24 protein-coding genes are annotated in these 24,518 nt (G+C 70.8%); 14 read left to right on the forward strand and 10 right to left on the reverse strand.

The annotated features are described in order from the left end of the window. Nucleotides 1-85: 85 nt before the first annotated feature. On the reverse strand, nt 86-1,882 hold the full coding sequence (locus ABZV42_RS02530; RefSeq protein ID WP_355983904.1) for a bifunctional metallophosphatase/5'-nucleotidase: 1,797 nt from the start codon (nt 1,880-1,882) through the stop codon (nt 86-88). A gap of 460 nt (nt 1,883-2,342) precedes the next feature. On the opposite strand from ABZV42_RS02530, the gene mshD reads away from it, so the two are divergent. Further along, nucleotides 2,343-3,269, forward strand: a complete 927-nt coding sequence (gene mshD / locus ABZV42_RS02535) for a mycothiol synthase (protein ID WP_355983905.1) — start codon at nt 2,343-2,345, stop codon at nt 3,267-3,269. A gap of 36 nt (nt 3,270-3,305) precedes the next feature. On the opposite strand, the gene ABZV42_RS02540 is transcribed toward mshD, so the two are convergent. From ABZV42_RS02540 to ABZV42_RS02560, 5 genes are read right to left on the reverse strand one after another with little or no spacing between them, the layout of a single operon-like run. Further along, nucleotides 3,306-4,031 (reverse strand): ABC transporter, encoded by a 726-nt coding sequence (locus ABZV42_RS02540; RefSeq protein ID WP_356050682.1) that lies wholly within the window; start codon nt 4,029-4,031, stop codon nt 3,306-3,308. Beyond that, nucleotides 4,019-5,590, reverse strand: coding sequence for an ABC transporter permease (locus tag ABZV42_RS02545; RefSeq protein ID WP_356050683.1), 1,572 nt, complete (start codon nt 5,588-5,590; stop codon nt 4,019-4,021). Before ABZV42_RS02545 ends, ABZV42_RS02540 begins: the two co-directional genes overlap by 13 nt. Next, nucleotides 5,587-6,447: an ABC transporter ATP-binding protein gene (locus ABZV42_RS02550; RefSeq protein WP_355983908.1), complete on the reverse strand. Its 861-nt coding sequence runs from the start codon at nt 6,445-6,447 to the stop codon at nt 5,587-5,589. The genes ABZV42_RS02545 and ABZV42_RS02550 overlap by 4 nt, the downstream gene beginning before the upstream one ends. Beyond that, complete coding sequence (locus ABZV42_RS02555) at nt 6,444-7,316, reverse strand: zf-HC2 domain-containing protein (protein ID WP_355983942.1); 873 nt, start codon at nt 7,314-7,316, stop codon at nt 6,444-6,446. Before ABZV42_RS02555 ends, ABZV42_RS02550 begins: the two co-directional genes overlap by 4 nt. 32 nt (nt 7,317-7,348) lie before the next feature. Continuing rightward, nucleotides 7,349-7,891, reverse strand: a complete 543-nt coding sequence (locus ABZV42_RS02560) for an RNA polymerase sigma factor (protein ID WP_355983909.1) — start codon at nt 7,889-7,891, stop codon at nt 7,349-7,351. Between the two features lie 304 nt (nt 7,892-8,195). Here ABZV42_RS02560 and ABZV42_RS02565 point away from each other — a divergent pair, with 304 nt between their 5' ends. From ABZV42_RS02565 to pstB, 11 genes are all read left to right on the forward strand, one after another. Next, complete coding sequence (locus tag ABZV42_RS02565) at nt 8,196-8,594, forward strand: GntR family transcriptional regulator (protein WP_355983910.1); 399 nt, start codon at nt 8,196-8,198, stop codon at nt 8,592-8,594. Then, nucleotides 8,591-9,514, forward strand: a complete 924-nt coding sequence (locus ABZV42_RS02570; RefSeq protein WP_356050684.1) for an ABC transporter ATP-binding protein — start codon at nt 8,591-8,593, stop codon at nt 9,512-9,514. The genes ABZV42_RS02565 and ABZV42_RS02570 overlap by 4 nt, the downstream gene beginning before the upstream one ends. Continuing rightward, nucleotides 9,511-10,464, forward strand: coding sequence for a hypothetical protein (locus ABZV42_RS02575; RefSeq protein WP_356050685.1), 954 nt, complete (start codon nt 9,511-9,513; stop codon nt 10,462-10,464). The genes ABZV42_RS02570 and ABZV42_RS02575 overlap by 4 nt, the downstream gene beginning before the upstream one ends. Then, entirely contained in the window at nt 10,461-11,408 is a 948-nt protein-coding gene (locus tag ABZV42_RS02580; RefSeq protein WP_356050686.1) for a hypothetical protein, read from the forward strand. Before ABZV42_RS02575 ends, ABZV42_RS02580 begins: the two co-directional genes overlap by 4 nt. Nucleotides 11,409-11,725: 317 nt before the next feature. Continuing rightward, nucleotides 11,726-13,957 (forward strand): RNA degradosome polyphosphate kinase, encoded by a 2,232-nt coding sequence (locus ABZV42_RS02585; RefSeq protein WP_355983914.1) that lies wholly within the window; start codon nt 11,726-11,728, stop codon nt 13,955-13,957. Between the two features lie 16 nt (nt 13,958-13,973). Continuing rightward, nucleotides 13,974-14,996, forward strand: a complete 1,023-nt coding sequence (locus ABZV42_RS02590; RefSeq protein WP_356050710.1) for a CHAD domain-containing protein — start codon at nt 13,974-13,976, stop codon at nt 14,994-14,996. Nucleotides 14,997-15,006: 10 nt separating this feature from the next. Further along, entirely contained in the window at nt 15,007-15,420 is a 414-nt protein-coding gene (locus ABZV42_RS02595) for an NUDIX hydrolase (protein WP_355983915.1), read from the forward strand. A 462-nt stretch (nt 15,421-15,882) separates the two neighbouring features. Continuing rightward, complete coding sequence (pstS, locus tag ABZV42_RS02600; RefSeq protein ID WP_355983916.1) at nt 15,883-17,013, forward strand: phosphate ABC transporter substrate-binding protein PstS; 1,131 nt, start codon at nt 15,883-15,885, stop codon at nt 17,011-17,013. Nucleotides 17,014-17,113: 100 nt separating this feature from the next. Further along, a complete protein-coding gene (gene pstC / locus ABZV42_RS02605) occupies nt 17,114-18,115 on the forward strand; it encodes a phosphate ABC transporter permease subunit PstC (RefSeq protein WP_355983917.1) in 1,002 nt (333 codons plus the stop codon). Then, nucleotides 18,112-19,173, forward strand: a complete 1,062-nt coding sequence (pstA, locus tag ABZV42_RS02610; RefSeq protein ID WP_356050687.1) for a phosphate ABC transporter permease PstA — start codon at nt 18,112-18,114, stop codon at nt 19,171-19,173. Before pstC ends, pstA begins: the two co-directional genes overlap by 4 nt. Before the next feature lie 47 nt (nt 19,174-19,220). Continuing rightward, complete coding sequence (pstB, locus tag ABZV42_RS02615) at nt 19,221-19,997, forward strand: phosphate ABC transporter ATP-binding protein PstB (protein ID WP_261702108.1); 777 nt, start codon at nt 19,221-19,223, stop codon at nt 19,995-19,997. A gap of 506 nt (nt 19,998-20,503) precedes the next feature. Here the strand turns inward: pstB and ABZV42_RS02620 are convergent. After that, entirely contained in the window at nt 20,504-21,502 is a 999-nt protein-coding gene (locus tag ABZV42_RS02620) for an inorganic phosphate transporter (RefSeq protein WP_355983919.1), read from the reverse strand. Nucleotides 21,503-21,509: 7 nt separating this feature from the next. Then, nucleotides 21,510-22,130 carry a DUF47 family protein gene (locus ABZV42_RS02625; protein WP_355983920.1) on the reverse strand — a complete coding sequence of 207 codons (621 nt, stop codon included), beginning with the start codon at nt 22,128-22,130 and terminating at the stop codon, nt 21,510-21,512. 238 nt (nt 22,131-22,368) lie between these two features. On the opposite strand from ABZV42_RS02625, the gene ABZV42_RS02630 reads away from it, so the two are divergent. Beyond that, nucleotides 22,369-22,725 (forward strand): metal-sensitive transcriptional regulator, encoded by a 357-nt coding sequence (locus ABZV42_RS02630; RefSeq protein WP_355983921.1) that lies wholly within the window; start codon nt 22,369-22,371, stop codon nt 22,723-22,725. Between the two features lie 122 nt (nt 22,726-22,847). Here ABZV42_RS02630 and ABZV42_RS02635 read toward each other — a convergent pair whose 3' ends face one another. Further along, entirely contained in the window at nt 22,848-23,036 is a 189-nt protein-coding gene (locus ABZV42_RS02635; protein WP_355983922.1) for a hypothetical protein, read from the reverse strand. A gap of 133 nt (nt 23,037-23,169) precedes the next feature. Continuing rightward, nucleotides 23,170-24,003, reverse strand: coding sequence for a hypothetical protein (locus tag ABZV42_RS02640; protein ID WP_355983923.1), 834 nt, complete (start codon nt 24,001-24,003; stop codon nt 23,170-23,172). 118 nt (nt 24,004-24,121) lie between these two features. Here ABZV42_RS02640 and ABZV42_RS02645 point away from each other — a divergent pair, with 118 nt between their 5' ends. Next, nucleotides 24,122-24,292 (forward strand): hypothetical protein, encoded by a 171-nt coding sequence (locus tag ABZV42_RS02645; protein WP_355983945.1) that lies wholly within the window; start codon nt 24,122-24,124, stop codon nt 24,290-24,292. Nucleotides 24,293-24,518 lie beyond the last annotated feature (226 nt).

Consider the following 24,518-nt stretch of genomic DNA (forward strand, 5'->3'; position numbering starts at 1 on the left):
GTCCGGGTAGGTCCGGGTAGGTCCGGCGGACGAACCACGGACCGATCGGCCACGGGGCCGGGGGACCGGTCGAAGGTCCGGGCAGCTACTGGACGACCGTGATCCGGTCCGCCGCCGGGACCGGGTACGGCGTCGTGGCCGAGGAGTTGGCCGTCAGATAGGCACCCAGCGCCGCCAGGTCGTCACCGCCGACACGGACGTTGGCGCCCTTGCCGAGCTCCGCGAAGCCGTCGCCGCCGCCCGCGAGGAAGGAGTTCATCGCGACGCGGTAGGTCGCGGCCGGGTCGATCGCGGTGCCGTTGAGCCTGACCGAATCGGCGACGACACGCGCCGCGCCGGTCTTGGTCAGGTCGAGGGTGTAGGTGAGGCCCCTGGAGATCTGGAGGATCTTCGGGGAGGCCTCGTTGGCGCCGCTGACCTGCTGCTGGAGCGCGGTGATCACCTGGGCGCCGGTGAGGTCGACCAGGTTGACGGTGTTGGCGAACGGCTGGACCGTGTACGCCTCCCCGTAGGTCACGACACCGTCGCCCTCACCGCCGCTCGCCGTGTAGGTGAGTCCGGCGCGGATACCGCCCGGGTTCATGACCGCGAGGTCGGCCTCCGGGTCGACGGACCTGGCGTAGGCGAGCTGCGCGTCGGCGATCAGGTCACCGGCCGGGGACTCGGTGCCGGTGTTGTTGATGTCGCCCGCGATGTAGCCGAGGGGACGTGAGGCGACCGGGGCGGAGAGCGCCTTCCATTTGGTGATCAGCGTCGTCATGTCGGCGGCCTTCGCGACATCCCGTGTGACCACGTGGTTCGCGGACTTCACCGCTGTACGGGCGATGTCGCCGGTACGGCGGTCGTACGTCAGCGTCGTGTCCGTGTAGAGGCGGCCGAAGGAGGAGGCCGAGGTGACCATGCGCGGCCGGCCCGCCGGGTCGGGGATGGTGCACGCGTACGCCTGGTGGGTGTGCCCGGTGATCAGCGCGTCCACGGCCGGGGTGACGTTCTTCGCGATGTCGACGATCGGCCCGGAGATGCCGTCACCGGCGCCGGGGCTGTCGCAGTCGTAGTTGTACGCCGTCGACGCGGGGGCGCCGCCCTCGTGGATCAGCGCGACGATCGACTTCACGCCCTGGTGCTGGAGCTCCTTGGCGTACTTGTTGATCGTCTCGACCTCGTCGCCGAACTTCAGGCCCTTGACGCCCTCGGCGGACACGATGTTCGGCGTGCCCTCCAGCGTGACGCCGATGAAGCCGATCTTGACGCCGTTCTTCTTCCACACCCAGTAGGGCTTGAGGATCGGCTTCCCGGTCTTCTCGTCGGTCACGTTCGCCGCGAGGTAGGGGAAGTCGGCGCCGGTGAACTTCTTGCCGCCGTAACAGCCGTCCGTCGGGTGGCAGCCGCCCTTCTGGAGCCGGGCCAGTTCCTTGGCACCCTCGTCGAACTCGTGGTTGCCGACCGAAGTGACGTCGAGATCGAGGCCGTTGAGCGCCTCGATCGTCGGCTCGTCGTGGAAGAGGCCCGAGATCAGCGGAGAGGCGCCGACCATGTCACCGGCCGCCGCCGTGATCGAGTACTTGTTGCCCTTGCGGGCGTCGCGCAGATGCGTGGCCAGGTACTCGACACCACCCGCGTCGACGGTCTTCGTCGTGCCGTCAGCCTGAAGCTCCGTGACCCGGCCGGAGGAACCGGTCGGCGGCTCCAGATTGCCGTGCAGGTCGTTGAAGGACAGCAACTGGACGTCCTGGTAACGGCCGCTGCCGTGGTGGTGCGACGGCGTCCCCTTGCCCTGGTGCGCGCTCGCCGGGATCGCGGCGGCCAGCGCCCCGACGGTGGCGAGACCGGCGGCGGCCGCGAGGAGGCGATGAGTGCGTCTGGACCGGATCGTGGGCGGCATGGTTCCCCCTGGAGAACGGTGAGAGGCCGAAACGGTGTGCCGTGCGTGTGCCGTGCGTAAGCCGAGCGGGTGGTGCGCGCCATGGGCGCCGCGCGAACCGTGAGCGAGCCGATGAACGGCCGCGGCTTTGCACGCACTTTAGAATCAACGCGCGTAGCACGAAAGGGGTTTCGCGGTTACGGACTCATTGCCATCACCGCACCGGGAACCGACGACACGTCACCGCGGCCCGTCGAGCACACCGTCGAACCCCCGCCCGACCCCTGTCCTGACCCCGCCCGGCTTCTGTCCTGACCCCGCCGGGCCCCCGCCCCGGTCCGCCCCGGTCCGCCGCGGGCGCGCTCCGGCCTCCCGCGCCGAGACACACCCCGGCCTCCCCGGCCCGCCCCTCCCCGCCACGACCCGTGTCCGTACCGCCCAACTCCTTGTCCCCCCATCGCCGAGCCGTACCCTCGTATGCATGACCAGCGACGACGCGGCACCCTTCGCCCTCTCCCGCTCCATCGGGGCCTACTCCGTGCTCTCCCCGGACCAGGCCGAGGACGTGCTCCTGCTGCTCGCGGAAGCCGCTCGGGCGGACGGACAGCAGGCCGTGTCCGAGCAGGGGCGGCTTCAGCTGAAGGGCGGGAGCCGTGAGGGCGTCCGGCACCTGCTGCTGACCATCGGCGACGAACTGGTCGGCTACGCACAGCTGGAGGACACCGACCCGGTCGAGGCCCCGGCCGCCGAACTGGTCATCCATCCGGCGCACCGGGGGCACGGGCACGGACGGGCGCTCGGCTCGGCCATGCTCAACGAGTCCGGGAAGCGGCTGCGGGTGTGGGCGCACGGCGGTCACTCCGCCGCCCGGCATCTCGCACAGGTCCTCGGCCTCACCCTCTTCCGTGAACTGCGCCAGATGCGGCGCCCGTTGGAGAACCTCGACCTGGCCGAACCGAAGCTGCCGGAGGGCGTGAGCGTCCGGACCTTCGTACCGGGCCAGGACGACGCCGCCTGGCTCGCCGTGAACGCCGCCGCCTTCGCCCACCACCCCGAGCAGGGCTCCCTCACCCAGCGCGACCTCGACGACCGGACCGGCGAGCCGTGGTTCGACCCGGCCGGCTTCTTCCTCGCCTTCCGCGGCGAGGAGCTCGTCGGCTTCCACTGGACCAAGGTCCACGCCGAGGAGGGGCTGGGCGAGGTGTACGTCCTCGGCGTGCGTCCCGGCGCCCAGGGCGGCGGACTCGGCAAGGCACTGACCACGATCGGCCTGCGCCACCTCGCCGCGCAGACCCTGCCCACCGCGATGCTCTACGTCGACGCCGACAACAAGGCGGCGGTCACCGTCTACGAGCGTCTCGGCTTCGTCACCCACGAGACCGACCTGATGTACCGGACGGAGTCCTGAGCCCTCACTGCGCGAGAACCGCCCCGAAGGCCGAAGTCAGCGGTGGGTAAGGACGGTTGTCCGGCGGCGCCGCAGGGGTTCGGCCAGGGAGCAGGCTCCCGCCAGCGCCGCCACGGCCAGGACGCCGGCCCAGCGCCGGTGCGCGTCGTCCCAGTGCGGGTCGGACGGTCCGACGAAGAGCTCCCAGCGTTCGGGGAGCAGCAGGGCGGCGGCGAAGAACGCGCCCACGAGTCCGGCGGATATCGCGATCCCCGGTTCGCCGGCCTCCGAGTACCGCACGGCGACGAGTGCGGAGGCCAGCGCGAGGACCACGACGGCGGCTGCCTCCAGGGTGATCGCGCCCACCGGGGGCCGGCCCTTGGCGGGTACGAGGAACAACGCGGCCGTCCAGCACACCGCCGTGAACGGCACGACGAGCCCCAGCCGCAGCCCGGTCCGCACCGGGCGCCTCACCGGCACCGCGGCCGTGGTGTGCCGGGCCGGATCGTCGAGGAGGAACGCCAGCCCCAGTGCGAGGGCGAGGGCGGAGGACCGCAGCAGGTTCAGGCACAGCCACGGGTCCGGTGGACCGCTGACCATCCGGGAGGCGGCGGCCGGAAGCAGCCCGAGGACGGCGCCCGTGATCAGGGCCCATCGCGGCAGACTGCGACAGACGGGGCGGAGCAGGGCGCGGGCCACGACGTGCACGGGAGGGGGCTGTCCGGCGGCTTCGGCGGAGTGGCCCGCGGAAGTCCTTTCCGCCGTCTTCGTCACTCCGCGCACGAGCCACTCCCCGAGTCGGCCGCGGTCCCCTTGCCGCCGGCCGGAACGCCGAGCAGCTCGGCCACCCGGGCCGTGGATGTCCTGGGGGACGTCAGCTCCGTCCAGTGCGCCTTCACCTTCGCGGCGACGCTGTAGTGCGGCTTCCGGAGCAGCTCGCGCACCACGGTGGTCTGCTGGGCGGACATGGAGACGGGGCTCGTGGGGGCCAGGGCGATGGCGGAGCCCTCGGTGCTGTCGTCGAGCCGGACGTCGCGAAGGGACTTGACCGGGTCCGGCTGCGTGCTCAGCGCGAGCCACATGGTGGTCACCACGCGGGCGTCGCACATCTCGCCTGCCGCCTTCTCGTTGCCCGCGACCAGGACCGAGGCGACGCCGACCGCGAACTCGGGAAGGCGGTTGCCGCCCCAGCGCGTGCCCACGGTCACCGTTCCCGGTGTGGTCGAGGGGGCGATCGCGGCATCGCTCTGAAGGCCGTAGCGGGCGTCGATCCACTGGCGCACGGTCAGCCGCTCGCCCCCGGCGGATCCGCCCGAGCGGGACTGGATGCGGTCGACGGCCTCGGCCCAGTCGGCGGTACGGCCGGTCCACTCAGGGAAGGCGCAGTACATGGACCGTCCGTGCCGTACGCAGGTCTGTTCCTTCTGCGGGCTCACGGACGCCTTGGTGCGGGCCGTGATCAGCGAGGCCGGCTCGCCGGGGGACTGTCCGGCCACGCCGACGGCCGTGGCGGCGAGCGCGACAACGGTCCCCGCCTTGACCAGCCTCGTCCGGCCGCCGCTCACCAGTACGGCGGCGCAGAGCAGCAGCGCTACGAGGCCCGCCAGATAGAGCGCGTGCCAGGCGGCCGGGCGGCCCAGCAGTTCGGAGGGGAACGGGTCGGCACCCTCGTCCTGGACGACCGGTCCGAGCCAGCTCACCCAGTGCTTCCCCTGGGTGAGCGAGGAGACCAGGGTGGTGAGGACGAACACGCCGATCACGAAGGGCGGTGCGACGAATCCGACCGGTATCACCCGGGCGAGCAGGACACCCAGGACCCCGGCGAGCAGGACCACCAGCGGGCCCACGGCCAGTTCGGCGGGTGAGCCGTGGCCGACGGCGCCCGGCTTCAGCACCGCCCAGAGGTACTGGAAGCCGACGACGACCGCGGTGATCGCGACGAAGGGCAGGACGGACAGCGCGTGCGCCACCGTGCGCCGCCAGTGCTCCATGGGCAGGATGTCGAAGTGCCGGTCGGTGGACTGCCGGCGGGAACGGAGCACGGCGCGGTTGACGCAGACGAACACGGCGATGGCCAGCAGCATCGGTGTCGACTGGGTGGACCGGTCGACGTCCTGGAGGACCGGGAACTCGTCCATGCCGTCACCCCCGGCGAACAGCCTCCAGCCGACGTAGCCCGCGTACAGGGCGAGGAAGACCAGGACCGGGATCTGAAGCAGCAGTTCGCGTGCTTCGAACCGGGCGAGGGCCAGGATCGCGGCCGACCGGGAACCCCGGTCCGGCTCAAGCGGCTCCACCCCCGTGGGAGCCGCCTGCGTGATCGTGCCGATGGTGGCGCTCATGCCGCCACCTCCGCGGCCTGGGTGTCGAGCGTGAGCAAGTAGCCGTCCTCCAGAGTCGGTTCGAGAAGGTCGGCGCCCTCGGGCGGATCGCCGACATTGCGGAAGGCGCCCGAGCCCGTACGCCATCCGGCCCGGGCGGACGGATCGCGTTCCGTGCTGCTCCACACCCGGCCGGCCGCGCGCTCGGTCAGCTCCGCGGGGGTGCCCTCGAAGCGGATGCGGCCGGCGTCCATGACGATCACCCGGTGGCAGAGCATCGCCACGTCCTCGGTCTGGTGGGTGGAGAGCAGGACCGTGCGTCCTTCTCCCGCCTGGGCGATCAGTTCACGGAAGCGCATGCGCTGTTCGGGGTCGAGGCCGACGGTCGGCTCGTCCAGGACGAGGAAGCCGGGGTCGCCGACGAGAGCGGCGGCCAGCGCGACCCGCTGGCGCATGCCGCCGGACAGCCGCTTGATGCGCTTGCCCCGCACATCGGACAGGCCTACGGCTTCCAGCACCCGGCGGACCTCGCGGTGCCGGGCGGTGCGGTCGGTCAGCTCCTTGAGGATCGCCACGTAGTCGACGAACTCGAAGGCCGAGAAGTCCTGGTGGAATCCGGGCGTCTGCGGGAGGTAGCCGAGGGCGCGCCGCGCCCCCAGACGTCCGGCGGTGGTGCCCGGGTCGTGACCGAGGACCGTGAAGGAGCCCCGGTCGGCGGGCACGGCGGTGGCGAGCACCCGCAACAGGGTGGTCTTTCCGGCGCCGTTGGGCCCGAGGAGTCCGGTGACCCCTTCTTCGAGCCGCAGGCGGACGTCGTCGAGCGCGAGCGTCCCGCCGAAGCGGAGCGTCAGGCCGGAGGCGGAGACGGTGGGAATCATGCTGTGTTCCTGTCGAAGTCGGTGAACGGAAGGCGCGACGCGTCGAACCGGTCCCGCGCGAGATACAGAAGTACGGCGGCCAGTACCGCGACGGCGCCGGAGACGCCTTGTCCGGCCGCGGTGAACGGGGCGAGCGTGGCGTCGGGCTCCGTGGTCGCCCGGGCCACGGCCAGCACGGCGACCCAGCCGCCGCCGACCAGCGAGGGGGCGAGGACGGGACCGAGCCGGGAGGTGAGCGCGAGTCCGGTCGCGGTCAGGGCGAGGGCGGGCAGCAGCCAGGCCAGGGCGTACAGCCCGTAGGAGGGCATGGCGAGGGTGGCGAGGCCGCTGAACCCCAGGCACACGGTCAGTACCGCGACCGTGCGGATCAGCAGGAGCCGGAAGCCGTGCAGGGGGGAGACCACCGCCATCTCGTAGGTCGGGTCGATCCCGGGGCCGTAGGACACCGCGACCCCGGCGAGCGGGAGCAGCGGCGCGAGGGCGAGAAAGAGGGTGGGCGTGGCCCCGACACGCACCGCGTCGGCGGCGATCACGGTCATGGCCAGGAGGGCGCCGATCGCACCCAGCCAGGAGCGGCGCAGGGCCGGGGAGGCGGCCAGCAGCCGTGCCGTGTGGTCGGCGACGCCGAACCGGACGAGCAGCCACTCCACCGGGCCCGGCCGCGGGGCGTCGAGTTCGGCGTCGAGCCGCTCCCACCCGGCGTCCAGGGCGACCGGGTCGCTGATCTCGGCCAGCGTCCGCCGGCACCGCGCGCACGCGGCGAGGTGGGTGTCGGCGGACCACAGCCGGGGTGCCGTCAACTCGCCCTGTGTGTAGGCACGGAGATCCTCCTCCGGCACATGCCAGGTCGTACGGCTGTCACCGCTCATCTCGTCGCCATCGCTTCCGTGACGGTCGTCGCTCATGCCAACGCCTCCCGCAACTGCCTGCGCGCACGCAGTGCCCGCGTCTTGACCGTGCCCGGTGGAATGCCCAGCAGGACGGCCGCTTCCCTGGTGCTGAGTCCGTCGATCACCGTGGCCTGGAGCACCGCCCGGAGTTCGGGCGAGAGTCTGGTCAGCGCGCCCGCCAGGTCGCCGTGTTCGACGCCTGCCAGCACGCGCTCCTCCGCCGAGGCCTCGTCGCGGTGCCGGAGCCGGGCCAGCGCGTTCCTGAGCCGGCCGCGCGCGCCGTCGCCGCGCATCGTGTCGACGAGGCGCCGTGAGCCGACGCGCCACAGCCAGCCGGCCGGGTCACCCTCCTGGCGGTAGCGGGCGGTGCCGCGCCAGACGGCGAGGAAGGTCTCCTGGACGACGTCGTCGACGATCCCGGCGTCGGCGCACCGGCCGCGCAGACGCGCGGTCAGCCATGGCGCGTACCGCCGGTACAGCTCTTCGAAGGCGCGACGGTCCCCGTCCGCCGCGATGGCCCGCAGCAGCTCTCCGTCGCTTCTCGTTTCCCTCACATCCCCTCATCGGACGAGCCCCGCCGATCGGTTCACACATCCGCCGGAAATTTCCGAACGCCTCGCCCGCCCGCCGGACCGCCTGCTCCGCCACCCGGTCCATGACCGCACCGACCAGCGGGTCCACTATCGCCTTGACCAGTGGTTTCACCACCGGACGGGCCACCCCGGCGACGCCGGACCGACCACCGCGGCGACGCCGGACCGGCTCCCGGCCGGCGTCGGAGCAACGCCTCCCGTCCGTCCGCGACTTGACCGCGGCCACCATCTTGCACCACCCTTTCACTACTCAATTAGTGAAAGGGTGGTTGTCCGAGTGGTCGCGTACCGCATCGACCGGCGCAGTGGCGTCGCCACCTACGTGCAGATCGTCCAGCAGACGAAGCAGGCGCTCCGGCTCGGTCTCCTCGAACCGGGCGACAAGCTCCCCACGGCCCGCGAGGTCGTGGAGGCCACCGCGATCAATCCGAACACCGTCCTGAAGGCGTACCGCGAACTCGAGCGCGAGGGACTCGTCGAGGCCAGGCGCGGTCTCGGCACCTTCGTCCGCCGAACCCTCGGCGCCGCCCCGGCGGACTCGCCCCTGCGCGAAGAGCTCGACGCCTGGGCCCGCAGCGCCCGCGCCGCGGGCCTCGACCACGAGGACGTGGCGGCGCTGTTCGCCTCCGTACTGGACACACACTTCCCGAAGGGGGACCAGTGAGTTCCACCAGCACCACCCGATCCACCGTCGCCATAGAGGCGCGCGGTCTCACCGTGCGCCGCGGCCGGCGCTCCGCCGCGGCCCTGGACGACTGCTCCTTCCGCCTCCCGGCCGGGCGGGTCAGCGCCCTCGTCGGCCCCAACGGCGCGGGCAAGTCGACGCTGCTGGCGACCGCGGCCGGGCTGCTGCGACCCGTGGCCGGCACGCTGACCGTGCTCGGCGCCGGCCCGGCCGAAGCCCGCGAGAGCATCGCCTACCTGGCCCAGGACAAGCCCCTGCACCCCCAGCTCACGATCGCCGAGACACTGCGCCTGGGCGCCGAACTCAACCCGGCCCGCTGGGACGCCGCGCATGCCGCCGCGATCGTGGAGCAGGGCTCGCTCGACCCCGGGACCAAGGTCAGGAGGCTGTCAGGCGGCCAGCGGACCCGCGTGGCGCTCGCCCTCGCGCTGGGCAAGAGGCCCGACCTGATGCTGCTGGACGAACCGATGGCCGATCTGGACCCGCTGGCCCGCCACGAACTGCTGGGCACCCTCATGGCGGACGCCGCCGAACGCGGGACCACGGTGCTGATGTCCTCGCACATCGTCACCGAACTCGCCGACGCCTGCGATCACCTGCTGCTCCTGGGCGGCGGACGCATCCGGCTCGGCGGCGGTCTGGACGACCTGCTGCTCGCGCACACCGTGGTGACCGGCCGCGGCACCCCCGCCGACCTCGCCCCGCACCTCGTCGTCGAGTCCCGGGCCGCCGGTCGCGGTCTCACCGCCCTGATACGCAGCGACGGACCGGTGGACGACCGCTGGGAGACCGAACGCCCCTCCGTGGAGGAACTGGTCCTCGCCCATCTGCGGTCCCCGAAAGCCCCCGCGCTGCTCACCCCCGGCACGACCGCGGCCCCCGCGGCGGTGACCCGATGAGCGCCACCGCCGCGACGGCTCCCGCCTCCCGCGCCCTGCCCGCGCCCCGCGGTCTGGTCTGGACGGTCCTGAGGCTGCACCGCACCGCACTGTGGGTCTGGACCGGCTTCGTCGTCCTCACCGCCGCACTGCTGCTGTGGCTGTACGGCCCCGGTGCCACGCACACCCAGCACCTTCTGGACACCCTCGGCTACGCGGGCGTGCAGGGGGACGCCTGGTCCTCCGGGGCCCTGATCGCCCCGCTCTCGGGCACCTACAACGACCTCTTCTACGACCCGGCCGCCCTGCTGAGCGTCGCCTCCTTCGCCGTCGCCGTCTTCGCGGGCGGCTCGCTGACCGCCCGCGAACTGGAGAACGGCACCGCGCGGCTCGCCTGGACCCAGTCCGTCACCCCGGCCCGCTGGCTCGCCGCCAAACTGGCCGTGCCCGCGCTGTTCATCACCGTCGGCACCGGCCTGCTGACCGTGCTGTACCGGATGCTGTGGTCGGCCCACGGCAACCTCCTGCTGGCTGGCATCGGACCGCGCGCCGTGTACTTCTCGATCGGCCCGGCGACGGTCGCCGCGCCGCTTCTCGGCCTGGCCGTCGGCGCCCTCGCCGGTCTCGTGCTGCGCCGCGCCCTGCCCGCGCTCACGGTCGCCGGTCTCGCTCAGTACGCGGTCATCACGTTCCGCGCGAACTCCTGGCCTTTCCAAGGCAGTTACCAGCAGCCCGAGCTGTCCGTCCGAAGCCGTGCCATCACTTCGACGGGCGCGAAGATCCCCGACCCCGGCTGCTACGAGAACAAGGCGTGCCTCGCCCGGCACGACATCGTCGGCTTCACCCGGGAGTACCTCCCCTCCCCGGACTACTGGCCCCGCCAGCTCCTGGAGACCGGCGTGCTGCTGGCCGCCACCGCGATCCTGGTCGCCGTCGCCTTCGGCGTCCTGAGGAGGACGTCGACCTCATGAGCACCCTGACCTCTCACCGCCCGTCCGGCCCGGCCCAGCGGCGCCCGTCCGGCCCGGCTCCGTACCGCCCGTCCGGCCTGACCTGGGCCGTGCTGCGCCTGCACCGCACGGCCCTGTACGCCTGGGGTGCCGCCCTGCTCGTCGCCGTGGCGGCCCTGATCTGGATGCATGTCATCGGCCCCGACGCCCGCGCGGCCGTCGGCGACTGCGACGCCTCGGACTCCTTTGCGGGGGACTGCGGAATCATCCGGGAGACCACGGCGGACAAGATCTACACCTACGGTCTCGACCAGGCCGCCATCGCCCTCACGTATCTGATGTACCCGGTCGCCGTCTGGGCGGGTGCCGCGCTGATCGGCCGCGAGCTGGAGAGCGGCACCGCGCATTTGGCGTGGACCCAGTCCGTCACCCCGGCGCGCTGGCTGGCCGTCAAGCTCGCGGTCCCGGCGGTCCTGCTCACGGCGGGCACCTCCCTGGCGGTTCCGCTCAGCGAGTGGGCGCGCGACGCCGGGACCGGGAAACTGGTCGGCGGCTGGTTCAACTCGAACGTCTACGTCTCCTCCGGCCCGGTGGCCGTCGCGTACGCCCTGGCCGGTCTCGCCCTCGGCGCGCTCGCGGGCCTGGTCCTGCGCAAGGCCCTGCCCGCGGCCACGGCCGCCCTCGCCGCGGTGTACGTCCTGCACAGCGTGCTGGACGGGATCCGGATGAGCCTGTGGCCCACGGAAACCGTCTCCGGGCAGGCTGCCCTGCATTTCCCGCACGGCGCCCTGGTGCTCGAACGCGGGGCGGAGCCGAGCGCCGACGGACGGTCCGGTCTCTGGGCCACCTATCAGCCGGAGTCCCACTTCTGGCCCCTCCAGCTCGTGGAGAGCGGCCTGCTCCTCGCCGTCGCGGGGCTCGCGGTCGTCGCGGCCTTCGCGCTGCTGCGCCGCCGCCATTCGTAACCCGCGGTATCACCGGCGGGCGCGTTCGCGACGCGGGGTGGGTGTTTACACGGTTCCCGGGCGTGCAGACGTCCGGGAGCCTCCCCCAGATATCCCGCACGTCATGTCGCCGTAACCATCGATTCAGGTGACCTTGCGACGCTCGAGCAATGCAGCCCGCCGTGCCCGAGCCTTCTCCCCCGCCGGAGAACGAGTCCGCACCGTCCCCGCGGAGTCAGCGTACGCCAGCCAAACGGAACGGGATCCTCCGTATCGGCGCTCTGGCGCCCGCACTCTCCGACGCGCCGGTCTCGCCTCCGGCACGGAAGAATGGGTCCATGAACCAGCGAAGCGCCCAGGCACCCGTGCAGCACCCGCAGCCCTCCGTCGGCTCCATCGCCGCCCACCGTCCGCACACGGTCGCGGCGAACGTGTCCGACCTGGAGCCCGACCTCGACGCCGACCTCGACGAGTACGAGGACACGGTGCAGGACGGGATCATGCTGCCGCAGGGGCGGTTCCTGGACCGCGAGCGCAGCTGGCTGGCGTTCAACGAGCGCGTTCTGGAGCTCGCGGAGGACCCGAACACGCCCCTTCTCGAGCGCGCCAACTTCCTGGCGATCTTCGCCAGCAACCTGGACGAGTTCTTCATGGTCCGGGTGGCCGGCCTCAAGCGCCGCATCGCCACCGGCGTCGCCACCAAGTCCGCCTCCGGCCTCCAGCCCCGCGAGGTCCTGGAGATGATCTGGGCCCGCTCCCGGGAGCTCATGGCCCGGCACGCGGCCTGCTACCAGGAGGACGTCGCCCCCGCACTCGCGGAGGAGGGCGTCCACCTCGTCCGCTGGAGCGAGCTGACCGAGAAGGAGCAGGCCCGCCTGTTCACTCTCTTCCGGCACCAGATCTTCCCGGTCCTGACCCCGCTGGCGGTCGACCCCGCGCACCCCTTCCCGTACATCTCCGGCCTGTCCCTGAACCTGGCCGTCATCGTGCGCAACCCGGTCAGCGGCCACCGCCACTTCGCGCGCGTCAAGGTCCCGCCGCTGCTCTCCCGCTTCCTGGAGGCCTCCCCGAGCCGCTACGTCCCCATCGAGGACGTGATAGCGGCCCACCTGGAGGAGCTCTTCCCCGGCATGGAGGTGTTGGAGCACCACACCTTCCGGCTCACCCGGAACGAGGACCTGGAGGTCGAGGAGGACGACGCCGAGAACCTTCTCCAGGCCCTGGAGAAGGAGCTCATGCGGCGCCGCTTCGGCCCGCCGGTGCGCCTGGAGGTCGAGGAGTCCATCGACCGCTACGTCCTCGACCTCCTCGTACGCGAGCTGAAGATCTCCGAGGCCGAGGTGTACCCGCTGCCGGGTCCCCTGGACCTCACCGGCCTCTTCGGCATCGGCTCGCTGGACCGGCCCGAGCTGAAGTACCCCAAGTTCATCGCCGGCACCCACCGCGATCTCGCGGAGGTCGAGTCGGCGTCCCCGCCGGACATCTTCGCCGCCCTGCGTGAGCGTGACGTCCTGCTGCACCACCCGTACGACTCGTTCTCCACCTCGGTGCAGGCCTTCCTGGAGCAGGCCGCGGCCGACCCGGACGTCCTCGCCATCAAGCAGACGCTCTACCGCACCTCGGGCGACTCGCCGATCGTGGACGCGCTGATAGACGCGGCCGAGTCCGGCAAGCAGGTCCTCGTCCTGGTCGAGATCAAGGCCCGCTTCGACGAGCAGGCGAACATCAAGTGGGCCCGCAAGCTCGAAGAGGCCGGCTGCCACGTCGTGTACGGCCTCGTCGGCCTGAAGACCCACTGCAAGCTGTCGCTCGTCGTCCGGCAGGAGAGCGAGACCCTGCGCCGCTACTCCCACGTCGGCACCGGCAACTACCACCCGAAGACCGCCCGGCTGTACGAGGACCTCGGACTGCTCACCGCCGACCCCCAGGTCGGCGCGGACCTCTCCGACCTCTTCAACCGGCTCTCGGGCTACTCGCGCCGCGAGACCTACCGCCGTCTGCTCGTCGCGCCCAAGTCGCTGCGCGACGGCCTGATCGCGCGGATCAACAAGGAAGTGCAGCACCACAAGGCCGGGCGTCCCGCCTTCGTCCGCATCAAGGTCAACTCGATGGTCGACGAGGCACTCATCGACTCGCTGTACCGCGCTTCCCAGGCCGGCGTGCCCGTCGACATATGGGTGCGCGGTATATGCGCCGTCCGCCCCGGCGTCACGGACCTGTCCGAGAACATAAGGGTCCGTTCCATCCTCGGCCGCTTCCTGGAGCACTCCCGGGTCTTCACCTTCGGCAACGGAGGCGAGCCCGAGGTGTGGATCGGCAGCGCCGACATGATGCACCGCAACCTCGACCGGCGGATCGAGGCCCTGGTCAGGGTCACCGACCCGGCTCACCGCGCAGCCCTCAACCGGCTGCTGGAGACCGGCATGTCCGACACCACGGCCTCCTGGCACCTCGGTCCCGACGGCGAGTGGATCCGCCACGCGACCGACGCGGAGGGACAGCCCCTGCGGAACGTCCAGGAGATGCTCATAGACGCCCGGAGGCGCCGGCGTGGCACAGCAGCACCTTGATCCCCCCACCGGCTCCATGGCCGCGACGGCCTCCCTCGGCGAGGGAGACACCCCGATCGGTGACGCCCTCGCGGGCTATCTGCGGGCCCAGGCCACGGAGTTCCTCCGCTCGCTGCGCCAACACCGGGAGACCGGCGGCGTGGCGAACGGAGGCGGGGAGTCCGGCGACGCGGCGCGTTCCCTGCGCCACTCCGCCCGCCGTATCAGCGGCAGCCTGCACACCTTCCGGCCGCTCCTCGACCCGGACTGGTCGGAGGGGATGCGCCCCGAACTGGCCTGGCTCTCGGGCACCCTGGCGCGCGAACACGCCTACGCCGCGCGCCTGGAACGGCTGATCGGCGCGCTGAACCGGCTGTCCGGCCCGGCCGCCCTGCCTAGCCAGGCCGGACGGGCCCAGGCCACCGCCCCCAAGGCGGGCGGTCTGACCGTCGGCGCCGCGAAGGCGGGCGCGCTCCTCGACCGCCAGCTGACGCTCGCGCGCACCCGCGCCCACTCGGCGGCCCTCCAGGCGCTCGGCTCCTCCCGTTTCCACGCCGTCGCCGACAGCGTCGCCGTACTCGCCAGCGAGGTTCCGCTGGCCCCGGCCGCGGACACCACCGATCTGCGTCCACTGGCCGCCGCGGCCCAGGACCGGCTCGCCGACGCCGTCACCGCCCTGCCGCTGGTGATCGCGGGCCGCCCCTACAACGCGGAAGCCCTCGTGCACGGCCTGTCCGCCGACACCGCTCCCCAGCCGCAGGACGCGCCCTGGCACCAGGTCCGGCTGCTGCTGCGGCTGCACCGCTACGCCCATGAGGTGCTGCACCGGGGAGAGTGCCCCGTCGACGTACGCCTGCTCGGCGCGGGCAAGGCGCTCAACCGGCACCGGGACGCGGCGGAGGCCGCATCCGCCGCCGCGTCGGCGGCACGCACCCCGCGCATCGCGCCGGCGACGGCGTACGCGCTCGGTGTGCTGCACGCCGACCAGCGGCACGAGGTGGAGGCGTCCAGGTTCGCCTTCCAGCAGGCCTGGCAGAAGGAAGCCGTACGCACCCTCTGAGGGAGGCCCCATGGCCGACGACACCATCCAAGCGGCGGGCTGCGTCCTGTGGCGCCGCTCGCCGGTCGACTCCGCGCTGGAGATCTGCCTCGTCCACCGGCCCAAGTACGACGACTGGTCGCACCCCAAGGGCAAGCTGAAACGCGGCGAGGGATTCCTGTCCGGCGCGCTGCGCGAGGTCGGGGAGGAGACGGGTTACGACGCCGTCCCCGGTGCCGTCCTTCCCACGCTCCACTACGCCGTCGGCGGGCGCCCCAAGGAGGTCCGTTACTGGGCCGCCCAGGCGTCCGACGGCCGCTTCGCCCCGAACGACGAGGTCGACCGCGTGCTCTGGCTCTCCCCGACCGCCGCGCGCCACCGCCTCACCCAGCCCCGCGACCGCGATCTGGTCGACGCGCTGCTGGACGCGCTGCGACTGGCCTGACGTGTTCCCCTGGATAGGAGGGCGCCGCCCCCCGGCATCCGGCGCGGCGCCTCGCCATGCGCGGAAACGGACCCCTGGGGGGCCGCGAACGGACACTCACCGTAGTGAGCGCACCCTTCGCTGTTGCTCATGAGGAAATCGGGGCGAATGAGCTATGACGGGAACGTGGGCACCGCCCATCGGATACGCACCCGTTCGATTACCTGGAGTTTCCCTTCCGGACCCCTCGGCCGGGACATACCCGTGTCCTCGACGTGAGCGTTCCGTGACCTCACCGCACCGCCGTCAGGGGTTCACCCTCCGTTTACCTTCGGCCTTCGGTGCCTTCACCTGATCTGCTTAATTTCGGCCTTACGCGGTGCGAAGGACGCCTCAGGGCGAACCCTTCACATCGCTACGGACCGCAGTACACAGACATCGCACGCCGCCACCTGACGGCGGCTCCTGGAAGGAACTCCCGAAGTGAAGCTTCAGCGCATGAACCGGCGGGCCCTCACCCTCGGTGCTCTCGCCGTCTCCGGCGCCCTGGCCCTCACGGCGTGCGGCTCTGACGACACCGGCAAGAACACCGGTAGCGGCAGCTCGGCCTCGGCCAGCAACAACAGCGCGATCAAGTGCGACAACGCCAAGGGTCAGCTGCAGGCCTCCGGCTCCTCCGCGCAGAAGAACGCGATCGACGCCTGGACGAAGGCCTTCACGGCCGCCTGCAAGGACGTCCAGATCAACTACAACCCGACCGGTTCGGGCGCCGGCGTCACCGCGTTCACCCAGGGCCAGACCGCGTTCGCCGGTTCTGACTCGCCGCTCAAGCCCGAAGAGGCCACGGCCGCGAAGAAGGTCTGCGGCGGCAACGCCGCGGTCGACCTGCCCATGGTCGGCGGCCCCATCGCGATCGGCTACAACGTCGACGGTGTCGACAACCTCGTCCTCGACGCCTCCACGCTCGCCAAGATCTTCGATGGCAAGATCACGAAGTGGGACGACGCGGCCATCAAGAAGCTGAACCCCACCGCGAAGCTGCCCTCCACCAAGATCCAGGCGTTCCACCGCTCGGACGAGTCCGGCACCACGGACAACTTCACCAAGTACCTGAAGGCCGTCGCCCCGTCCGACTGGAACTACTCCGGCGGCAAGGCCTGGCAGGCGAAGGGTGGCCAGTCCGCGCAGGGTTCCGCCGGTCTCGCCCAGCAGGTGAACCAGACCCCCGGCGCGATCTCGTACTTCGAGCTCTCCTACGCCACCGGCAGCATCAAGGCCGCCGCCCTCAAGACGGACGCCAGCGCCCCGGCCGCCGCCACCGTCGAGAACGCCACCAAGGCCATCTCCTCGGCCAAGGTCGTCGGCACCGGCAACGACCTGGCGCTCCAGCTGAACTACAAGCCGACCGCCGAGGGCGCCTACCCGCTCACGCTGGTCACCTACGAGATCCTCTGCGAGAAGGGCAACAAGGCCGACACCCTGGCCGCGGCGAAGGCCTTCCTCACCTACACCGCGAGCGAGGACGGCCAGAAGCAGCTGACCGCCGCCCAGTACGCGCCGATCCCCGCCGAGATCATCACCAAGGTTCGTTCCACCATCTCGAACCTGAGCTGACCCGAGTGTGCGGCCCGCCTCGCCGAGGCGGGCCGCACCGTCCGGTGCACCGCCGCCTGGAGCCGCCACTCGATCCGGCTCCGCAGACCGGAGACTCACGATGGACATATCGACTCAAACTGAAGCACCTCCCCCCACCCCACGACCCTCGGCCGCGCGCAAGCGTGCCGCCCGCGGTGCCACCCGCCCCGGAGACCGCGTCTTCCTCGCGCTCTCCCGCGGTTCAGGCATCCTCCTCCTGGTGATCATGGCCGCCATCGCGGTCTTCCTCACCTACCGCGCCACGCTCGCGCTCAGCAAGAACGACGGCAACTTCCTCACCACGTTCGAGTGGAACACCGGCCTCACCCCACCGGTCTTCGGCATCGCGGTGCTGGCCTTCGGCACGGTGGTCTCCGCGATCATCGCCATGGCCCTCGCGGTCCCGGTCGCGGTCGGCATCGCCCTGTTCATCACGCACTACGCGCCGCGCAAGCTCGGCGGACCCATCGCGTACGTGATCGACCTGCTCGCCGCCGTCCCCTCCATCGTGTACGGCCTCTGGGGCGCCATCGTCCTCGTACCCCACATGAACGGCCTGTTCAGCTGGCTCGACACCTACTTCGGCTGGACCGGCATCTTCGCCTGGCAGGGCGGAGCGCCTCGCTCCATGCTCACGGTCGGCATCCTGCTCGCGATCATGATCCTTCCGATCATCACGAACGTGAGCCGTGAGGTCTTCCGCCAGGCACCGCAGATGCACCAGGAAGCCGCACTGGCCCTCGGCGCCACGCGCTGGGAGGTCATCCGCATGTCGGTGCTGCCCTTCGGCCGCTCCGGCGTGATCTCCGCCTCGATGCTCGGCCTCGGCCGCGCGCTCGGGGAGACGATGGCCGTCGCCACCGTGCTCTCCCCGACCTTCGACATCCAGGCCAGCCTGCTGGATCCCGGCGGCGGCACCTTCGCCCAGAACATCGCGGCCAAGTTCAACGAGGCCACCGTGTTCGGCCAGGACGCCCTGATCGCCTCGGGTCTCGTCCTCTTCGTGATCACCCTGCTGGTGAACGGCGCGGCGCGCTACATCATCAACCGCCGCAAGGAGTACTCGGGGGCCAACGCATGAGCAACAACGCACCCGCCACCCGAAAGCACGCCAGCACGCTGCGCGGCGGCAGCCTTCCCAAGTGGGCCCCCTGGGCCATCGCGGCGGGATCCATCGCCGTCGGGGCGGTCGTCTCCCTCGCCGCCGGCCTGGACAGCAAGATCCAGTGGGGCCTGATCGCCGCGATCGTCTTCCTCCTCGGTACGTACGTGTTCGCGACGCGCGTCGAGGGCCGCCGCCAGGCCAAGGACCGCATCGCCACCAGCCTGGTGTGGGTCTGCTTCATCGTCGCCGTGGTGCCGCTGGTCTCCCTGATCTGGGAGACCCTCAAGCGCGGCATCAAGGTCTTCGACGTCTTCTTCCTGAGCCACTCCATGGGTGTGGTCGCCGACGCCGAGACCGGTGGAGGCATCTACCACGCGATCATCGGCACCCTGGAGCAGGTGGGCATCGCCTCGCTCATCGCCGTGCCGATCGGCGTGCTGACCGCGATCTACCTCGTCGAGTACGGCCGCGGCAAGCTCGCCGCTGCGGTCACCTTCTTCGTCGACGTCATGACGGGTGTCCCGTCGATCGTCGCCGGTCTGTTCATCCTCAGCTTCTGGATCCTGATCCTGGACATGGGCTACTCCGGCTTCGCCGGCGCGATGGCCCTGTCGATCCTGATGATGCCCGTGGTGGTCCGCTCCACCGAGGAGATGCTCAAGCTCGTCCCGAACGAGCTGCGCGAGGCGTCCCTCGCGCTCGGCATCCCGAAGTGGCGCACCATCCTCAAGGTGGTCCTTCCGACGTCCATCGGCGGTATCACCACGGGTGTGATGCTCGCGGTCGCGCGCATCACCGGTGAGACCGCTCCCGTGCTGCTGTTGGTGTGGGGTACGAACTTCATCAACAACAACCCGTTCGACGGCCCGCAGGCCTCGCTGCCGCTGTACATCTACCGGCAGTACGCCGCGGGAACCGAAGCGTCCACCGACAGGGCCTGGGCAGCGGCACTCGCCCTCATCCTGTTCGTCATGATCCTCAACATGGGAGCCCGCGCCATCGCGCGCTGGAAGGCACCCAAGACGGGCCGCTGACGCGGCCGATCAGCGACCCGATCCTCCCGAAAGAAGCAGTGACTGACATGGCCAAGCGAATCGACGTAAGCGGTCTCACCGCCTACTACAGCGCCCACAAGGCGATCGAAGACATCTCGATGACGGTCGAGCCCCGCTCCGTGACGGCCTTCATCGGCCCCTCCGGCTGCGGCAAGTCGACCTTCCTGCGCACCCTGAACCGCATGCACGAGGTCACCCCCGGTGGCCGCGTGGAGGGCAAGGTGCTCCTCGACGACGAGGACCTGTACGGGAACGGGATAGACCCCGTCGCCGTGCGCCGCACCATCGGCATGGTCTTCCAGCGCCCCAACCCCTTCCCCACCATGTCGATCTTCGACAACGTGGCGGCGGGCCTGAAGCTGAACGGCTCCTACAAGAAGTCCGAGCTCAGCGACGTCGTCGAGCGGTCCCTGAAGGGCGCGAACCTCTGGAACGAGGTCAAGGACCGGCTGAACAAGCCCGGGTCCGGACTGTCCGGCGGTCAGCAGCAGCGTCTGTGCATCGCGCGGGCCATCGCGGTCGAGCCGCAGGTCCTCCTCATGGACGAGCCCTGCTCGGCCCTGGACCCGATCTCCACCCTCGCCATCGAGGACCTGATCGGTGAGCTGAAGGAGCGCTTCACGATCGTCATCGTGACGCACAACATGCAGCAGGCCGCCCGCGTCTCCGACCGCACCGCGTTCTTCAACCTCTCCGCGGTCGGCCAGCCCGGCCGCCTCATCGAGATCGACGACACGGAGCGCATCTTCTCCAACCCGTCCGTCCAGGCCACGGAGGACTACATCTCCGGTCGCTTCGGCTGACCGGACCGCCTCCCCAAAACCCCTCGCGGTGCTGCATGGCGGTGCCACCGCGAGGACGAAAAGGGCCCGCCCCTGGCTCCCGGGGGCGGGCCCGTTCGGTTTCCGCCGCTGGCTGCCGGGGCGGGTCCGTTCGTCTTCCGTCCCTGGCTGCCGGGGGCGGGTGCAAGATCCAGCCTCTCCCGCGTTCGAGGAGCGGGGTCCGGGGCGGAGCCCCAGGGGTGGGAAGGGTAGGGGCGGAGGGGGCGAAATCCCAGGACCAGGCGGCCAGGGGCCCGGCCCCAACCCCACCCCCGGCCCCCACCCCTGGCCACCGCCACCGCCACCGCCACCGCCAACAGCGCACCAGCACCAGCACCGGCACCGGCACCGGCACCGGCAACCGCACACGATCCCCGACCCCCGACTCCCGGCCCCCGATCCTCGATCCCCGATCCCGGGAACGCAAAAGGCCGGCCCCGAAGGACCGGCCCGCGCGCCGCCGCCAGGCACCCGGCAGCGATCACGCCCTACAGGAACGCCAGGTTCACGACCCAGAAGCTGCACGCGGCGACGATCGCGGCCGCCGGCATGGTGATGAACCAGCCGAGGACGATGTTCTTGGCGACACCCCACCGCACGGCGTTCACCCGCTTCGTCGCCCCGACACCCATGATCGCCGAGGTGATGACATGGGTCGTGGAGATCGGCGCCTTGAAGAGGTAAGCCGTGGCGAACATGATCGACGCACCGGTCGTCTCCGCGGCGAACCCCTGCGGCGGATCGAGCTCGATGATCTTCCGCCCGAGCGTCCGCATGATCCGCCAGCCACCGGCGTACGTGCCCAGCGACAGCATCATCGCGCAGACGATCTTCACCCACACCGGGATCGGGTCGTTCGGGCCCTGTTCGCCGGCGATGACCAGGGCCATCACCACGACGCCCATCGTCTTCTGGGCGTCCTGAAGACCGTGCCCGAGCGCCATGCCGGCCGCGGACACCGTCTGCGCGATACGGAAACCGCGCTTGGTCTTGTGCGGGTTGGACCGCCGGAACATCCACATGATCGTGGCCATCACGAGATAGCCGACGAGCAGACCGACGACCGGCGACAGGAACATCGGGATGATGACCTTGTCGAGCAGGCCGCTCCAGTACACCGTCGTGCCTCCGGCCAGCGCCGCGCCGACCATGCCGCCGAAGAGGGCGTGCGAGGACGAGGACGGCAGACCGAAGTACCAGGTGATCAGGTTCCAGGTGATCGCGCCGATGAGTGCCGCGAAGAGGATGCCCATCCCCTTCGAGCCCTGCGGCGTCTGGATCAGTCCCTCACTGACGGTCTTGGCGACCCCGCTGCCGAGGAACGCGCCGGCGAGGTTCATCACCGCGGCCATGGCGAGCGCGGCCCGCGGCGTCAGGGCACGCGTGGACACGGAGGTGGCGATGGCGTTCGCCGAATCGTGGAAGCCGTTCGTGTACGTGAAACCGAGCGCGACCGCAATGGTCACGATCAAAGCAAAGGTGTCCATGAACGGGTCAGGACTCCTTGACGGCGATGGTCTCCACCGTGTTCGCCACGTGCTCGAACGCGTCGGCCGCTTCCTCCAGCGCATCCACGATCTGCTTGAGCTTCAGCACCTCGATGGCGTCGTACTTGCCGTTGAAGAGGTGTGCCAGCAGCTTGCGGTGGATCTGGTCGGCCTGGTTCTCCAGACGGTTGACCTCGATCCAGTACTCCGTGAGGTTGTCCATGGTCCGCAGGTTGGGCATGGCCTCGGCGGTCAGCTCGGCGGCCCGCGCCAGGACCTCGATCTGCTGCTCGACACCCTTGGGGAGTTCCTCGACGTTGTAGAGAACGACCAGGTCGACGGCCTCCTCCATGAAGTCCATGATGTCGTCGAGGGAGGAGGCGAGGTTGTAGATGTCCTCGCGGTCGAAGGGCGTGATGAAGGAGGAGTTCAGCTGGTGGAAGATCGCGTGTGTCGCGTCGTCACCAGCGTGTTCGGCGGCCCTCATACGCTCTGCGATCTCGGCCCGAGCGGAAGCGTCCGCCCCGAGCAGTTCCATCAGGAGCTTCGAGCCCGTGACGATGTTGTCCGCGGACGCGGAGAACATGTCGTAGAAGCTCGTCTCCCTGGGGGTCAGACGAAAGCGCACGTTGGGGTCCTCGGGGTGCTTCGATTCGGTCAGGCTGATGCTAGGTGCATCATCCGGCCACGGCTAATGGGCCGCCACCCAGTGTCGCCCATCGGGCACAGTGATCGGCACGGGGTCCGTCACCGGCGCCGGGCAAGGACTCCAATACCCAGCAAAGTTCGGTACGATATACCCACCAGGGGTATATGTAAGTGGCGTTTCAGACAGGATCGCCGATCGGATCCAGCAGGAGGACGCGATGACGACCACCGAGGCCGGCGCGACGGCGTCCTCCGGCGACCCGCAGGAGATCGTGACCGATCACGACCGCGGCATCCACGGCTACCACCAGCAGAAGGACGAGCACCTGAAGCGGCTGCGCCGCATCGAGGGCCAGATCCGTGGCCTCCAGCGGATGGTGGACGAGGACGTCTACTGCATCGACATACTCACCCAGGTGTCCGCCTCCACCAAGGCACTCCAGTCCTTCGCCCTCCAGCTTCTGGAGGAGCATCTGCGTCACTGCGTGGCGGACGCCGCACTCAAGGGCGGCGCCGAGATCGACGCGAAGGTCGAGGAGGCGACGAAGGCGATCGGCCGTCTGCTGCGCACCTGAGCCGCCGCCCGAACCGCCCGCCGGCCGCGGACGTCACCGGAAGTACGCGAAACGTGAGAGATACGACGCATGTGACATCCGCGACGCACGCACCTCGGACACCGGGACAGGGCCGGAAAGGACTAGTCCTCCGTGCGCCGCTGCCGTGGAGCGCGCTCTTCGGCCACTTTCAGCACCGCGTCGATGCTCTCCAGGCTGAGGCGGTCCTCGTGCGCCGCCGAGGCCGCGATGATCAGCTCGCCGCACAGGTCGATCTCGGCGAGGGCCACGTGGTCCTGAACTGCCGTACCGCCGACCGGAGCCACGCGCATCACCTCTTCCTGCCGTCACCGACTTCCTAGAGTAGGGAGCGGCCTACGCACCGCGCATGGCACGGAAGGGCCATTTCCAGCCCTCCACTGAAGCTACGGCTCCGGATGCTCTTGCCCGGCGCGACGGAACCCACTACTCCGCGATCTTCCCCGCGTAGATGTCCGAGGAGTCCGGCAGCCGTACGACGGCGGGGCTGCCGAAGTCGTACAGCAGGAGCGTCGAAGCGACCGCGACCGTGCCCCTGCTCTGTCCGTTGACGAAGCTGAACCGATGCCGGACCTTGCGCAGCCGCCCCTGGTCGTCGAGATAGGCGTCGAACGGCACCTCGCTGGTGGCGAACCCCTTCGCCGCCGCCCTCAGCGCCGGCCGCTGCCCCGTCGAGGCGTCCCGCGCGGCGACGCCGAGGTCGGCAACCCCGCGATAGTGACGTACGGGGATCCCGGCGACCTCGGTCCTCCCCACATAGGTCACCGACCGCGCGCCGCGCAGCAGTTCGGCCGCGGCGTACGGATCGGTCGCGCCGCCCGTGACCAGGTTGCCGTCCGTGAGACCGGCCGTCGCCACGCGCACCCACTTGTCGGCGGGCACTCCGGCTCCCCGGTTCTTCATGAACAGAGCCCCGGGGACGAGGAGTTCCGTGATCGGACGGTGCTCGGCCGCCCCCGCGGGGTCCTGGGGCAGCAGCACCTTGAGGCGCCCAGTCTGCTTCCTGAAGTCGTACACACCCTGCCCGCGGATGGTCACCCGGGTCCCGCCGGTGGCCATCTCCATCGACGTACTGGCCTTGGCGCTGCCGGCGCGCTCCAGCGCGGCCACCGCCCGGCCCAGCGTCTCGACGGTGCCGGGCCCGGTGCGGACGTCCTTCACGGTCGCCCCGCCGCCCGAGCACCCGGTGCCACAGACCATGAGCCCCGCCGCGACGAACGCGACCAGGACCGCCGCCCGTTCCTGCTGCTGCGCCACCATCGTCCACCGACCCCCAGCCGGTCCGTCCCGGGCCTTCTCGTCGCTCCGTTTAACGACAGGTCGCGACGCCCGTCACGCGGCAGGAGTCCGTTCACCGGGCTTGGGTAACGTTGTGGGTGTGGAGCACCTGGACGAGACGGACCCTCTCCCCGGCCACCGGACGACCACGGTGGAGCAAGGCCCCTTCTGCCTGGCCCGCTGCACGTGCGGCTGGCGGGGCCCGGCCCGCCGCGCCAGAAGCCAGGCCCGCACGGACGCAGCGACCCACGCCCTGGCCATGACCGCCTGACGGCCTGACGGCCCAGCCGCCTGTCCCACCCGGCCGAGCGCCCGCCCCCGCGCCAACGGGCTCAGCCGTCTCTCGCCCCCTCCACCCCTACCCTCCCCACCCCTGGGGCTCCGCCCCAGCCCGCTCCTCAAACGCCGGAGGGGCTGAAATTCACGCCCGCGAGGGGCCGCACCCAAGCCACGGTCCACCCGCAGCCGGGATCCGGCGGGAGGGGACGGGCCGGTAC

Source organism: Streptomyces sp. NPDC005281 (genome assembly GCF_040607495.1).
Classification (GTDB): domain Bacteria; phylum Actinomycetota; class Actinomycetes; order Streptomycetales; family Streptomycetaceae; genus Streptomyces.